This is a genomic window from Salipiger pentaromativorans, from assembly GCF_024721115.1.
GTDB lineage: Bacteria > Pseudomonadota > Alphaproteobacteria > Rhodobacterales > Rhodobacteraceae > Salipiger > Salipiger pentaromativorans.
On sequence record NZ_JAMDHK010000013.1, the window covers coordinates 1 to 13,242 of the forward strand.

Genomic DNA, 13,242 nt, shown 5'->3' on the forward strand with positions numbered 1-13,242 from the left:
AAAACGATTTCGGCGCCCTCGGCGACACCTCAACTCTCGCCGACCCCTCCGTCGTCGAGGACCTCATCGAAAACCGCGCAAACAAGGGGTGACCGAGCTATGGACGGACAGACCGTGACCGCTGCCCCCGTGCTCATCCTTCTCGGCCCTCCGGGGGCCGGGAAAGGCACGCAGGCGCGCATGCTGGAAGAGAAATTCGGCCTCGTGCAACTTTCCACCGGCGACCTTCTGCGCGCCGCCGTGGCCAATGGCACCGAGGCCGGAAAGCAGGCCAAGGCGGTGATGGAGGCCGGCGGGCTGGTGAGCGATGACATCGTCATCGCCATCCTGCGCGACCGGCTCGCCGAGCCCGATTGCGCCCGCGGCGTGATCCTCGACGGCTTCCCGCGCACCACCGTGCAGGCACAGGCGCTCGACACGCTGCTGGCCGAGACCGGCCAGAAGATCGACGCCGCCGTCAGCCTCGAAGTGGATGACGCGGCCATGGTCGAGCGGATTTCGGGCCGCTACACCTGCGCCGCCTGCGGCGAGGGCTATCACGACAGCTTCAAGCGCCCGGCCAAGGACGGCACCTGCGACAAATGCGGCGGCACGGAGATGAAGCGCCGCTCCGACGACAAGGCCGAGACCGTGGCCAGCCGTCTGGAGGCCTATCACGCCCAGACCGCGCCGCTCATCGGCTATTACGACGGCAAAGGGGCCCTGTCGCGCATCGACGCGATGGGGGCCATCGACAAGATCGCCGCCGATCTCGGCGCGATCGTGGAGGACGCGACGGCCCGCTGAGGGCCGCCGCACCACCGCCCCGGCACCCATGGGGCGGTTTCATACAAGGAGAGGAGGGACCCGCTCATGGCGGATCAAACATCGAGTGGCGAGGCCTACTGGAAGGCCAACCTGCGTATCATCATCGTAAGCCTCATCATCTGGGCCATCTGCTCGTTCGGCTTCGGCATCCTGCTGCGTCCGATGCTTTCGGGCATCAGCGTGGGCGGCACAGACCTGGGCTTCTGGTTTGCCCAGCAGGGCAGCATCCTGGTCTTCCTGGCGCTGATTTTCTTCTACGCCTTCCGGATGAACAAGCTCGATAAAGAGCACGGCGTGGACGAGGAGTAAGACGCCATGGATCAGTTTACCATCAACCTGCTGTTCGTGGGCGCCTCCTTTGCGCTCTATATCGGCATCGCGATCTGGGCCCGCGCGGGCTCCACGTCGGAATTCTATGCCGCGGGCCGCGGCGTGCACCCGGTCACCAACGGCATGGCAACCGCCGCCGACTGGATGTCGGCCGCCTCCTTCATCTCGATGGCGGGCCTCATCGCCTTTGTGGGCTATGACAACTCCACCTATCTGATGGGCTGGACCGGCGGCTACGTGCTGCTCGCGCTGCTGCTCGCGCCCTATCTGCGCAAGTTCGGCAAGTTCACCGTGTCGGAATTCATCGGCGACCGCTTCTATTCGCCGACCGCGCGTCTGGTGGCCGTGATCTGCCTGATCATCGCCTCGACCACCTATGTGATCGGCCAGATGACCGGCGTGGGCGTGGCCTTTGGCCGCTTCCTCGAGGTGGACAGCACCACCGGCCTGCTGATCGGCGCCGTGATCGTCTTCGCCTATGCGGTGTTCGGCGGCATGAAGGGCGTGACCTACACCCAGGTGGCGCAATACTGCGTGCTGATCCTCGCCTATACCATTCCGGCGATCTTCATCTCGCTGCAGCTCACCGGCAACCCGATCCCGGCGCTGGGTCTCTTCGGCAACGCCGCCGACGGCACGCCGCTGCTGCAAACGCTGGACGGCATCGTCACCGATCTGGGCTTCAAGGAATACACCGCCCATAACGGCGACACCTTCAACATGGTGCTCTTCACCCTGTCGCTGATGATCGGCACCGCCGGCCTGCCGCACGTGATCATGCGGTTCTTCACCGTGCCGAAAGTGGCCGATGCACGCTGGTCGGCCGGCTGGGCACTGGTGTTCATCGCCCTGCTCTATCTGACCGCCCCGGCGGTGGGTGCCATGGCGCGTCTGAACATCACCCAGCAGTTCTGGCCCGAAGGCGCCACCGGCGAGCCCGTCGCGCTGGAGACCATCGCCAGCGATCCCGCCTATAACTGGATGAAGACCTGGGAACAGACCGGCCTTCTGGGCTGGGAAGACAAGAACGGTGACGGCAAGATTGCCTATTTCAACGACGGCGACGCAGAGGCCAAAGCCGCGATGGAAGCGGCCGGCTGGGGCTCGGAGAACGAGCTGACCAACTTCAACCGCGACATCCTGGTTCTGGCCAACCCGGAAATCGCCAACCTGCCCGGCTGGGTGATCGGCCTCGTGGCCGCCGGTGGCCTTGCCGCCGCGCTCTCCACCGCCGCCGGTCTGCTTCTGGCGATCTCCTCGGCGGTCTCGCACGACCTCATCAAAGGCTCGATCAATCCGGCGATCTCGGAAAAGGGCGAGCTGATGTCGGCGCGGGTTGCCATGGCCGTGGCCATCGCGGTCGCCACCTATCTCGGCATGAACCCGCCGGGCTTTGCGGCGCAGACCGTGGCACTGGCCTTCGGCCTCGCGGCGGCCTCGATCTTCCCGGTTCTCATGATGGGCATCTTTACCAAGGTGAACAACAAGGGCGCCGTGGCGGGGATGCTGGCGGGTCTGATCACCACGCTGGTCTATATCTTCCTGCACAAGGGCTGGCTGTTCATCCCCGACACCAACTCCTTCACCGATGCGGATCCGCTGCTCGGCACCATCAAGTCGACCTCGTTCGGCGCGGTGGGCGCTCTGATCAACTTCGCGGTGGCCTTCATCGTCTCCAAGGCGACCTCGCCGATCCCGCAGGAGATCAGCGATCTGGTGGAAAGCGTCCGCATCCCGCGCGGTGCCGGCGCTGCCCAGGACCACTAAGTCCAGGGTCTGGCCGCGCCATGCGGCCTTTCCCCTACCCTTTCATCCCGCCCCGCGCTAATCCGGGGCGGGATTTTCTTTCCGCCGATACCGGAGCCTGACCATGCCGCTCGCGCCCGATGACCTCCGCCGTTTCCTGAGCACCGTGCATCCCTACGACACGCTCGATGCCGATGCGATCGAGGGGCTGCTGCCGCAATTCGTGCAGCGCCGGTTGCAGGCGGGCGAAGAGATCTACGCGGCGGGCCAGCCGCTGGAGGGGCTCTATCTCATCCAGTCGGGACAGGCCGAGATCCGCGACGAGAACGATGTCGTGGTCTCGCTGCTGGGACCGCGCAACAGTTTCGGCGAGCGCGGGCTGACCCGCGACGGCATCGCCGCCACCTCGGCCCGCACCGTCGAGGAAACGCTGCTGCTGATGCTGCCGGTCTATGCCTTCAACGCGCTGGTGCGCGACCACGCCGCCGCCAAGCGCTTTTTCGACCGCTCCCGCGCCGCCAAGCCGCGCAAGACCGACCTCGCCCATTCCCGCGTGGAAACGCTCATGGCCGCAAACCCGCTGACCCTGAGCGCCGGGGCCAGCGTGCAGGAGGCGGCCCGGCTCATGGCCGAGCGGCGCGTTTCCTCGGTCTGCGTCACCGAAGGGCCGACGCTGAAGGGCATCCTCACCATCCGCGACGTTTCGGGCAAGGTGGTGGGCGGCGGCCTGCCCTTCGATACGCCGGTGGCGCAGGTGATGACCGCCGATCCGCTCACCCTGCCGCCCTCGGCCATCGGCTCGGACGTGCTGCACATGATGATGGAGCGCCATATCGGCCATGTGCCGGTGACCGAGGGCGGCAAGCTGGTGGGCATCGTCACCCAGACCGACCTGACCCGCTTTCAGGCGGTCAGTTCCGCCGAGCTGGTGGCCGAGATCGCCCGCGCGAGCAGCCCCGCCGAGATGGCCGATGTCACCGCGCGCATTCCGCAGCTTCTGGTGCAGCTCGTGGCGGGCGGCAACCGTCACGAGGTGGTGACCCGGCTGATCACCGACATCGCCGACACCGTCACCCGCCGTCTGCTGGCGCTGGCCGAGGAAAAGCTGGGCGCGGCGCCCGTGCCCTGGCTCTGGCTGGCCTGCGGCTCGCAGGGGCGGCAGGAACAGACCGGGATTTCCGATCAGGACAATTGCCTCTTCCTCGACGACAGCGCCACCGACGACGATCTGGCCTATTTCATGGAGATGGCGAAATTCGTCTCGGACGGGCTCGATCAGGCGGGCTATTACTACTGCCCAGGCGAGATGATGGCGACCAATCCGCGCTGGTGTCAGCGGGTCGGCACCTGGCGGCAGTATTTCGCGGGCTGGATCGCCAAGCCCGATCCGATGGCGCAGATGCTCGCCTCGGTGATGTTCGACCTGCGCCCCATCGGCGGCACCAAGGCGCTGTTCGAGGATCTTCAGGAGGAGACGCTGGCCCGGGCGGCGAAAAACTCGATCTTCGTCTCGCACATGATCGCCAATTCGCTGAAACACACACCGCCGCTGGGTCTCTTGCGCGGCTTCGCGACGATCCGCTCGGGCGAGCACAAGAACACGCTGGATCTCAAGCATAACGGCGTGGTGCCGGTGGTCGATCTCGCCCGCGTCTATGCGCTTCAGGGGCAGCTTGCCGAGGTGAACACCCGCGCCCGGCTCGAGGCGGCGGTGGCGGCGGGGAAACTCTCGGGATCGGGCGGACAGGATCTGCTGGATGCCTACGATCTGATCGCCGAAACGCGGCTCGAGCATCAGGCGGCGCAGGTCAAACGGGGCGAGACGCCCGACAATTATATGGCCCCCGCCGATCTGTCGGATTTTGAGCGAAGTCATCTGCGGGATGCCTTCGTGGTGATAAAGTCGCTGCAATCGGCCCTGGGGCACGGGCGCGGCATATTGGGATAACCCGCGCAAGACGGGGGGGAGGATAGATGTTTCTGGAACTGATCGCCGTGTTCGTGGCCGGCTTCGCCGGCGCCGGAGCGGTCCTGCTGCTGAACAAGCTGACCGGCGGGCGCCTGCCGCGCTGGATGATGCCGGTGGGCGCTGGTCTCGCGATGCTCGCCACCACCATCTCCAGCGAATATAGCTGGTACGAGCGCACCCGCGCGGCGCTGCCCGAGGGCATGACCGTCGCCTCGGTGCACGAGGCCCGGGCCTTCTACCGCCCTTGGACCTATGCGCTGCCGATGGTCGACCGCTTCATCGCGGTCGATCGCGCCAATCGCCGCGCCAACAGCGACACCGAGGGGCTCTATCTCGCCGATCTCTATTTCTTCGCCCGCTGGCAGCCGGTGCAATCGGTCGAGATGATGGTGGATTGCGCCGGCCACCGCCGCGCCGACCCCGCCGGCGGAGACGGCGGCGCGCCGGTCTGGCGCGCCGCCGGGGCCGACGACCCCATCGTCGCGGCGGTCTGCGCGGAGGATGGCGCATGATCTCCAAGCTGGGCCTGCGCCTGAGGATCTTTCTGTTCTTCGTGCTGCTGGGACTGGGCGGCGCCCTCGCGGTGCTGATCGCGCTTTATGTCGGCTATACCCGCGTCGCCGGCAGCAGCGTTGCCAACGGCTTTGTCTTTGCCGGCATCCTCGCGTCGCTGGCGCTGGTCGCGCTCACCGCGGGCATCTGGCTGCTCTTCGACGAGAATGTCGCCAAGCCCATCGAGAAGATCGCCGCCGAGATGCGCGCCCGCGCCCATGCGGGCGTGGCGAAAGAGGTCGACACCCATGCCGCCCGCTACCTCGGCGATCTGGCCCATGCCGCCCGGGCCGTGTCGGACCGGCTGACCGAGGGCGCCATGGAGACCGCGCAGACGGTCGCCTTCGAGACCGAACGTCTGGCCTCGGAAAAGGCCCGGCTCACCGCGCTGCTGACCGAGATCCCCGTCGCGATGATCCTGGTGAGCCCGCGCGGCCAGATCGTGCTTTACGACGGTCAGGCGGCAGAGGTTCTGGCGCAGCTCCATGTGCCCCGGCTGAACGCGCCGCTCACGGATTTCTTCGAGGCCGAAGGGCTGGAGGCCGCCGTGCGCCGGATGCACAAGACCGGCCGCGAGGTACAATTCACCGCCGAGGGCACCGACGGCGCGCAAAGCTATGACGCCAGGCTGAAACCCATGGATGGCGGCGGCTATATGATGGTGATCGAGGGCGCCGAGACGCATATGCCGCCCGAGGCCGAACGTCCGCTGGTCTATGATTTCGACCTGCTCACCCATGACGCGCCCGCCAGCATCGAGGAGGCGCCGCTTTCGGCGCTGAGCTACACGGTGTTCGACACCGAAACCACCGGGCTGCTGCCGCATAAGGACGAGGTGGTGCAGATCGGCGCGGTGCGGGTGCTGAACGGGCGCATCGTGCCCGGCGAGGTGATCGACCAGCTTGTCGATCCCGGCATGCCGATCCCGCCGGCCTCGACCCGGGTGCACAAGGTGACCGACGCCATGGTGCGCGGCCAGCCCGACATCGCCGAGGCCGGCCGGCGCTTTCACCGATTCGCCAAGGGTTCGGTCATCGTGGCGCATAACGCGCCCTTCGACATGGCCTTCCTGCGCCGCCACCGCGATCGCATGGGCGTGCAATGGGATCATCCGATCCTCGACACGGTGCTGCTGTCGGCGGTGCTGTTCGGCGCCAGCCAGACCCATACGCTGGACGCGCTCTGCGAGCGGCTCGGCGTCGAGATCCCGGCGCCGCTGCGCCACACCGCGCTGGGGGATGCCCATGCCACAGCGCAGGTGCTGGTCAAGATGCTGCCGATGCTCGAGGCGCGGGGCATGGCGCGGTTCGGAGAGGTTCTGGACGAGACCCGCAAACATGGCCGGCTGCTGGAAGACCTGAACTGAGATCGTCGAGCGCCGCCTGCAATGCCACGCGCGGCAGGCGGTTCAGCGGCAGCCTTCGCAGCGCGAAGAGCCGCGTGTTCAGCGCCCGATAGGCCGCGTGCAGCGCAATGGCGCGGGGAATGAGCGGCCCGGAGGGCGGCGGCGGCTCCAGCGGCCAGTAGGCGCAGAGCGCGGGCCGCCCGCAGACCGGCAGCGCATCCGCCGCGCGCGGGGTGAGCGCGATGAGGATGCCCCCGGCCGCCTCCGCCAGCGGCGCCTTGGGGATCAGCGGACCGGGATCATGACCGCGCGCCGTCAGAAGCGCCAATGCCAACGGATCGGGCACCGCCGCCGGCGCCAGCCCGGCAGAGCCCACGAGCGCCCGCCCCGCCAGCCGCCGCCGCGACAGAGCTTCGGCAATCAGCGACAGCGCGGCATTGTCGTCGCAAAGGAAGGTGAGCCGCAGCGGGCGCGTCTGCAAGGCCGGCGCCCACCCTGCCCGGCCCAGGCACAGGCTTTCACCGGCCATGCCCAGCGCCTCTCCCAGCCGGTCGGGGGCGGCGCGGTAGAGCCGGGCCGCACCGCGCCGCTCCGGCTCCAGCAGGCCGGCCGCCGAGAGCGCCGACAGATGCGCCGACAGCGTCGACGGCGCAACCGCCAGCGCTTGCGCTAGGGCGCCGGCGGTCATGCCATGCGGCAGGCGGCGCACCAACAGCCCGAACACCCGTGCCCGCAGCGGATGGCCGAGCAGCGACAGCCGTGTGAGAGATGCCCCGTGCATGGCCGATGCCTGGCACAGCGACCCTGAAGACGCGGTTAAGATCGGGCCGGGCAGCAAATCTTTTCGAAAAGATTTGCAAGAGTTTTCGAAAACTCTTGCCTACCCCAACACCGCGCCCAGCGCCTTGTCGAGCTTGTCGACCAGCTCGCCCACCTGATCCTCGGACAGAATGAAGGGCGGTGCCAGCAGCACATGATCGCCGTTCTGGCCGTCGATGGTGCCGCTCATCGGATAGCAGATGAGCCCCTCGGCAAAGGCCGCCTTCTTCAGCTTGCCCGCCACGCCCTTCGAAGGATCGAAGGGCGTCTTGCTCTCGCGGTCCGCGACCAGCTCGACCCCCAGGAACAGCCCGCGCCCGCGGATGTCGCCCACATGCGGGTTCTGCCCGAACCGCTCCTCGAGCGCGGCGCGCAGCAGCGCGCCCGTGGGGGCCACCCGGCCCAGAAGCCCGTCGTCCACCAGCCGCTCCAGCACGGCGCAGGCGCCGGCGCAAGAGGTCGGGTGCCCCAGATAGGTGTGCCCGTGCTGGAAGAACCCCGTCCCGGTTTCGATCGCGGCATAGATCTCGGCCGAGCAGAGCATCGCCCCGATCGGCGCATAGCCCGCGCCCAGCCCCTTGGCCACGGCGCAGATGTCGGGCGCGACCCCGTCCTGCTCGCAGGCAAAAAGCGTGCCCGTCCGGCCCATGCCGCACATCACCTCGTCGAGAATCATCAGGATGCCGTAGCGGTCGCAGATCTCGCGGATGCGCTTGAAATAGCCAGGCACCGCGGGCACCGCCCCCGCCGTGGCGCCGACCACCGGCTCGGCCACGAAAGCCATGACCGTCTCGGGGCCGAGCTCCGTCACCTTGGCCTCGATCTCCGCCGCCAGCCGTTCGCCGTACTGCTCTTCGCTCTCGCCCGGCGCCATGCCACGATAGGCATAACAGGGCGCCACGTGATGCACGTCGATGAGCAGCGGCGCAAAGGGTTCGCGGCGCCAGAGATTGCCCCCCGTCGCCAGCGCGCCCAGCGTGTTGCCGTGATAGCTCTGCCGCCGCGCGATGATGTTCACCCGCTGCGGTTCGCCTTTTTCCAGATGATATTGCCGCGCCAGCTTCAGCGCCGATTCCATCGCCTCGGAGCCGCCGGCGACCACATAGACCCGGTCGAGCCCCTTGGGCGCGAGCGAAATCAGCCGGTCGGCCAGGCGCTCGGCAGGCTCGGAGGTAAAGAACCCCGTATGCGCAAAAGCCACCTGATCGAGTTGCGCCTTCATCGCGGCAACCACCTTGGCATCGCTGTGCCCCAGGCAGGAGACCGCCGCCCCGCCGGAGCCGTCGAGATAGGCCTTCCCTGTGGAATCAAAGAGGTAGACTCCCTCTCCCCGCGCCACCACCGGCGGCGGGGATTTGGTGTGACGCGGAAAAATATGCGACATCCTGGATCATCCTGTAGACTGACGCCGGGTCATTCATAAGCAATATTGCCCTGTTTGCTTCCCTGCGTTCTTCTGGGCACTATCATCATTATAAATTCAATCAAGATCACAGGGAGCAAGATCTGATGAAAAAATCCGTCTTCGGCGCCGTTCTGTCCGGCGCACTCGTCGTTTCTGCCGCCGCCACGGCGCAGGACCAGCAATTCATCTCCATCGGCACCGGCGGCGTGACCGGCGTCTACTACCCGACCGGTGGTGCGATCTGCCGTCTGGTGAACAAGAGCCGCAAGGAACACGGCATCCGCTGCGCCGTGGAATCGACCGGCGGCTCGGTCTACAACATCAACACCATCAAGGCCGGCGAGCTGGAATTCGGCGTCGCCCAGTCGGACTGGCAGTACCACGCCTATAACGGCACCTCGAAATTCGAGGGCAACGCCTTCCCCGAACTGCGCGCGGTGTTCTCGGTGCATGCCGAACCCTTCACCCTGCTCGCCCGCGCCGATTCCGGCGTCGAGAAATTCGAGGATCTCAAAGGCAAGCGCGTGAACGTGGGCAACCCCGGCTCCGGCCAGCGCGCCACGATGGAAGTGGTGATGAGCGCCTTCGGAATCGGCATGGACGATCTGGCGCTGGCGACCGAATACAAGGGCGCCGAGATGGCCCAGCAGCTTTGCGACGGCAATATCGACGCGATGATCTACACCATCGGTCACCCCGCGGCCGCCATCCAGGAAGCCACCACCACCTGTGACGTGAAACTCATCGACGTGGTGGGCGAGCCGATCGACACGCTGGTCGCCGACAACCCCTATTACCGAGTCGCGACCATTCCGGGCGGCATGTATGCGGGCAACCCCGACGACACCACCACCTTCGGCGTCGGCGCGACCTTCGTCTCCTCCACCGACGTGCCCGAGGACGTGGTCTATGTGGTCGCCAAGGCGGTGATGGAGAACCTCGACGATTTCCGCCAACTGCACCCGGCCTTCGCCAATCTCGAGGCCGCGCAGATGGTCAAGGACGGTCTGTCCGCGCCGCTGCACCCGGGCGCCGAGAAAGCCTATAAAGAGCTCGGTCTCATCGAATAAGGCGGATCTTCCGCCACGCGGGCGCCCCTGAGGCGCCCGCAAGCATTTCGGGACTTGCGGGCGCAAAAGACACCGCAAGCCTATAAAAAACATATAATTTCAAAAACGGGGATATGGAGATGGTGGATCAGCCGTCAACGGAACGCAGTGCCGACGATATGGTCGCCGAAGCCGACACCGGCGCGCGCAACCCGACCAACTGGCAAGGCTCGCTCATTCTGGGAACCTGCATCGCCTGGTCGATCTTTCAGCTCTACATCGCCTCGAAGATCCCGGGCATTCTCGCCCAGGCCACGGGCATGAGCATCTTTGCCAATATCGTCGCCCAAGCGCGGTTCGTGCACCTGGCCTTTGCGCTGGCGCTCGCCACCATGGCGTTTCCGCTGACCAAATCCGCCCCGCGCGACCGCATCCCCGCCTATGACTGGGCGCTGATGGTGCTGGGTGTCGCGGCCTGTCTCTATCTCGTGGTCTTCCGCTTCCAGATCGCCGACCGTCCGGGGCTCTGGAGTCCCTCCGACATCACCATGTCCGCCATCGGCATGATCTGCCTGATGATCGCGGTCTATCGCTCGCTCGGCCTGCCGCTAGTGATCATCGCCAGCGCCTTTGTCGCCTTCGCCTTCTTCGGCGGCTATTCCGAATGGGCGCGCAATATCACCAATTACGGCGGCGCCTCGCTGCACAAAGCGCTCGGCCATTACTGGATGCAGACCGAAGGCGTCTTCGGCGTGGCACTCGGGGTTTCGACCTCGATGATCTTCCTCTTCGTGCTCTTCGGCGCCCTGCTCGACCGCGCGGGCGGCGGCAACTGGTTCATCAAGGTCGCCATCGCGCTCCTGGGCGCGCTGCGCGGCGGACCCGCCAAGGCCTCGGTGCTCTCCTCGATGATGACCGGCATGATTTCCGGCTCCTCCATCGCCAACACCGTGACCACCGGCACCTTCACCATTCCGCTGATGAAGCGCATCGGCTTTCCCGCCGAAAAGGCCGGGGCCGTCGAGGTGGCGAGCTCGACCAACGGCCAGCTCACCCCGCCGGTGATGGGGGCCGCCGCCTTCCTGATGGTGGAATATGTCAACATTCCCTATATCGACGTGGTCAAACACGCCTTCCTGCCGGCGGTGATCTCCTACATCGCGCTGCTCTATATCGTGCATCTGGAAAGCCTGAAGATGGGGCTGACCGGGCTCAAGAAGGACGGGCGCAGGATCGGCGTTCTGATGATCATGATCCTGTTCCTGTCGGGCTTCATCTTCCTCGGGCTCTGCACCTTCGCGATGATCGGCATCCGCGCGGCGCTCGACCCGATCATGAGCGAGTCCGTCTATGGCGCGGTGGCGCTGGTGGCGGTGCTTTACGTGGTGCTGGTCTGGGTGTCGTCGAAATTCCCCGACATCGCGATGGACGACCCGAACGCGCCTGTCCCGCACGCGCCGCGCCTGACGCCGACGCTGATCGGCGGGGCCTATTTCGCGCTGCCGATCTTCATCCTCGTCTGGAACCTGATGGTGCGTACCGAAAGCCTGGAACGGCTGTCGCCCGCGCTCTCGGCTTTCTGGGCAACGGTCTTCATGATCATCATCGCGCTGACCCACCGCCCGCTCAAGGCGATGTTCCGGGGCGGTGAGGCGGCAAGCGAGCTCCGCGCAGGATGGGGCGATTTCATCCAGGGCCTGATCCTCGGCGCGCGCAATATGATCGGCATCGGTGTGGCCACCGGCGCCGCCGGCATCATCGTCGGAACGATCTCTCTGACCGGCGCGCATCAGGTCATCGGCCAGGTGATCGAGGTGGTCTCGGGCGGCAACCTGATGGTGCTGCTGATCCTCGTCGCCGTGCTGTCGCTCATCCTCGGGATGGGGCTGCCCACCACCGCGAACTACATCGTGGTCTCCAGCCTCATGGCGCCGGTGATCATCAGCGTCGGCGCGCAGGCCGGTCTGGTGGTGCCGCTGATCGCGGTACATATGTTCGTTTTCTATTTCGGCATCCTTGCCGACGACACGCCGCCGGTGGGGCTTGCCGCCTATGCGGCGGCGGCGATCTCGCGCGGCGATCCGATCAAGACCGGCCTTCAGGGGTTCGGCTACGACATCCGCACGGCGCTCTTGCCCTTCCTCTTCATCTTCAACACCGATCTGCTGCTGATCGACGTGACCTTTGCGCACGCGGTGTTCGTGTTCTTCATCGCGCTGCTGGCCATGCTGCTCTTTGCCGCCGCCACGCAGGGCTATTTCATCGCGAAATCGAAGATCTGGGAAAGCGCGGTGCTGCTCTTCATCGCCTTCATGCTGTTCCGGCCCGGTTTCTTCCTGGACATGGTCGAGGATCCTTTCGTCACCGCTTCGGGCAACGCGGCGCTGGAGCTGATGGCCGAAGAGCCCGACGGGTTCGACCTGCGGCTGATGGTCGAGGGGCCGGATTTCGACACCGGCAAGCTGCGCCCCACCACCGTGGTCATCCCCGCCGTGGCGGGCGATGCGGAGGCGGCGCTTTCGGCGCAGGGGCTGTCGGTCATGGAGGAAGACGGAACGCTGCTGCTGGACGAACCCTTCCCCGGCACGCCGCTCTTCGACCAGCTCGGCACCGAGTACGATTATTACGGCGATAGCCCGGTGGTGATCTCGGCGGTGCAGGTCGAAAGCGAGCGCTTCGCCAAGGAGTGGTTCTTTATCCCGGCGCTGCTGCTGCTGGCGGGGGTCGTGATGATCCAGCGCCCGCGCGCCACGCAACCGGCCTTCTGAGGAGGACAGGCGATGTTCAAGACGATCCTGCTGGCAGTCGATATGAACGACCTGCCGGAATCCGGCCATGTGGCCGAGGCGGCGGTGCGCATGGCGCAATGCGAAGGCGCCAGGCTGCATGTGATCAACGTCATCCCCGGCTCGGGGATGGCGATGGTCGGCTCCTATCTGGGGCCGGATCAGGCCAATGCGATCAAATCCGAGGCGGCGGAAAAGCTGAAGAGCTGGGCCGCCGAGGCGATCCCCGAGGCGCTGCTGGGCGAACTGCATGTGATGCAGGGCACGATCTATCACGAGATCCTCAAGATGGCGCAGAAGGTCGGCGCCGACGTGATCGTGGTCGGCGCCAACCGCCCGGCGCTGAAGGATTACCTCGTCGGCCCCAACGCCGCCCGCGTGGTGCGCCACGCGCCGCAATCGGTGCTGGTGATCCGCTGAGACATCGGCGCAGC

11 protein-coding genes are annotated in these 13,242 nt (G+C 66.3%); 9 read left to right on the forward strand and 2 right to left on the reverse strand.

What is annotated here, in order from left to right; all coding sequences use genetic code 11:
- Nucleotides 1-99: 99 nt before the first annotated feature.
- The 6 genes from M4578_RS17495 (at nt 100) to M4578_RS17520 (ending at nt 6,770) form a co-directional block, all read left to right on the forward strand.
- Entirely contained in the window at nt 100-786 is a 687-nt protein-coding gene (locus M4578_RS17495) for an adenylate kinase (RefSeq protein WP_258094587.1), read from the forward strand.
- Nucleotides 787-852: 66 nt separating this feature from the next.
- Nucleotides 853-1,116 (forward strand): DUF4212 domain-containing protein, encoded by a 264-nt coding sequence (locus M4578_RS17500; RefSeq protein WP_258094588.1) that lies wholly within the window; start codon nt 853-855, stop codon nt 1,114-1,116.
- Between the two features lie 6 nt (nt 1,117-1,122).
- Complete coding sequence (locus M4578_RS17505) at nt 1,123-2,904, forward strand: sodium:solute symporter family protein (RefSeq protein WP_258094589.1); 1,782 nt, start codon at nt 1,123-1,125, stop codon at nt 2,902-2,904.
- Nucleotides 2,905-3,007: 103 nt separating this feature from the next.
- A complete protein-coding gene (locus M4578_RS17510) occupies nt 3,008-4,831 on the forward strand; it encodes a putative nucleotidyltransferase substrate binding domain-containing protein (protein ID WP_258094590.1) in 1,824 nt (607 codons plus the stop codon).
- Between the two features lie 26 nt (nt 4,832-4,857).
- Complete coding sequence (locus M4578_RS17515) at nt 4,858-5,364, forward strand: hypothetical protein (RefSeq protein WP_258094591.1); 507 nt, start codon at nt 4,858-4,860, stop codon at nt 5,362-5,364.
- A complete protein-coding gene (locus tag M4578_RS17520) occupies nt 5,361-6,770 on the forward strand; it encodes a 3'-5' exonuclease (RefSeq protein ID WP_258094592.1) in 1,410 nt (469 codons plus the stop codon). The genes M4578_RS17515 and M4578_RS17520 overlap by 4 nt, the downstream gene beginning before the upstream one ends.
- Here M4578_RS17520 and M4578_RS17525 read toward each other — a convergent pair.
- Together M4578_RS17525 and M4578_RS17530 are read right to left on the reverse strand one after the other, a co-directional pair.
- Nucleotides 6,670-7,530, reverse strand: coding sequence for a helix-turn-helix domain-containing protein (locus M4578_RS17525; RefSeq protein ID WP_258094593.1), 861 nt, complete (start codon nt 7,528-7,530; stop codon nt 6,670-6,672). The two genes, M4578_RS17520 and M4578_RS17525, sit on opposite strands and share 101 nt — an antisense overlap.
- A gap of 99 nt (nt 7,531-7,629) precedes the next feature.
- On the reverse strand, nt 7,630-8,952 hold the full coding sequence (locus tag M4578_RS17530; RefSeq protein ID WP_258094594.1) for an aspartate aminotransferase family protein: 1,323 nt from the start codon (nt 8,950-8,952) through the stop codon (nt 7,630-7,632).
- 125 nt (nt 8,953-9,077) lie between these two features.
- Here M4578_RS17530 and M4578_RS17535 point away from each other — a divergent pair, with 125 nt between their 5' ends.
- From M4578_RS17535 to M4578_RS17545, 3 genes are all read left to right on the forward strand, one after another.
- A complete protein-coding gene (locus M4578_RS17535) occupies nt 9,078-10,043 on the forward strand; it encodes a TAXI family TRAP transporter solute-binding subunit (protein WP_258094595.1) in 966 nt (321 codons plus the stop codon).
- A gap of 119 nt (nt 10,044-10,162) precedes the next feature.
- Nucleotides 10,163-12,790, forward strand: a complete 2,628-nt coding sequence (locus tag M4578_RS17540) for a TRAP transporter permease (protein WP_258094596.1) — start codon at nt 10,163-10,165, stop codon at nt 12,788-12,790.
- A 12-nt stretch (nt 12,791-12,802) separates the two neighbouring features.
- Nucleotides 12,803-13,228 (forward strand): universal stress protein, encoded by a 426-nt coding sequence (locus tag M4578_RS17545; protein ID WP_258094597.1) that lies wholly within the window; start codon nt 12,803-12,805, stop codon nt 13,226-13,228.
- Nucleotides 13,229-13,242 lie beyond the last annotated feature (14 nt).

Coding starts and splice junctions, on each gene's coding strand:
- M4578_RS17495 (WP_258094587.1), top strand. CDS start 100: ATGGACGGACAGACCGTGACCGCTGCCCCCGTGCTCATCCTTCTCGGC.
- M4578_RS17500 (WP_258094588.1), top strand. CDS start 853: ATGGCGGATCAAACATCGAGTGGCGAGGCCTACTGGAAGGCCAACCTG.
- M4578_RS17505 (WP_258094589.1), top strand. CDS start 1,123: ATGGATCAGTTTACCATCAACCTGCTGTTCGTGGGCGCCTCCTTTGCG.
- M4578_RS17510 (WP_258094590.1), top strand. CDS start 3,008: ATGCCGCTCGCGCCCGATGACCTCCGCCGTTTCCTGAGCACCGTGCAT.
- M4578_RS17515 (WP_258094591.1), top strand. CDS start 4,858: ATGTTTCTGGAACTGATCGCCGTGTTCGTGGCCGGCTTCGCCGGCGCC.
- M4578_RS17520 (WP_258094592.1), top strand. CDS start 5,361: ATGATCTCCAAGCTGGGCCTGCGCCTGAGGATCTTTCTGTTCTTCGTG.
- M4578_RS17525 (WP_258094593.1), bottom strand. CDS start 7,530: ATGCACGGGGCATCTCTCACACGGCTGTCGCTGCTCGGCCATCCGCTG.
- M4578_RS17530 (WP_258094594.1), bottom strand. CDS start 8,952: ATGTCGCATATTTTTCCGCGTCACACCAAATCCCCGCCGCCGGTGGTG.
- M4578_RS17535 (WP_258094595.1), top strand. CDS start 9,078: ATGAAAAAATCCGTCTTCGGCGCCGTTCTGTCCGGCGCACTCGTCGTT.
- M4578_RS17540 (WP_258094596.1), top strand. CDS start 10,163: ATGGTGGATCAGCCGTCAACGGAACGCAGTGCCGACGATATGGTCGCC.
- M4578_RS17545 (WP_258094597.1), top strand. CDS start 12,803: ATGTTCAAGACGATCCTGCTGGCAGTCGATATGAACGACCTGCCGGAA.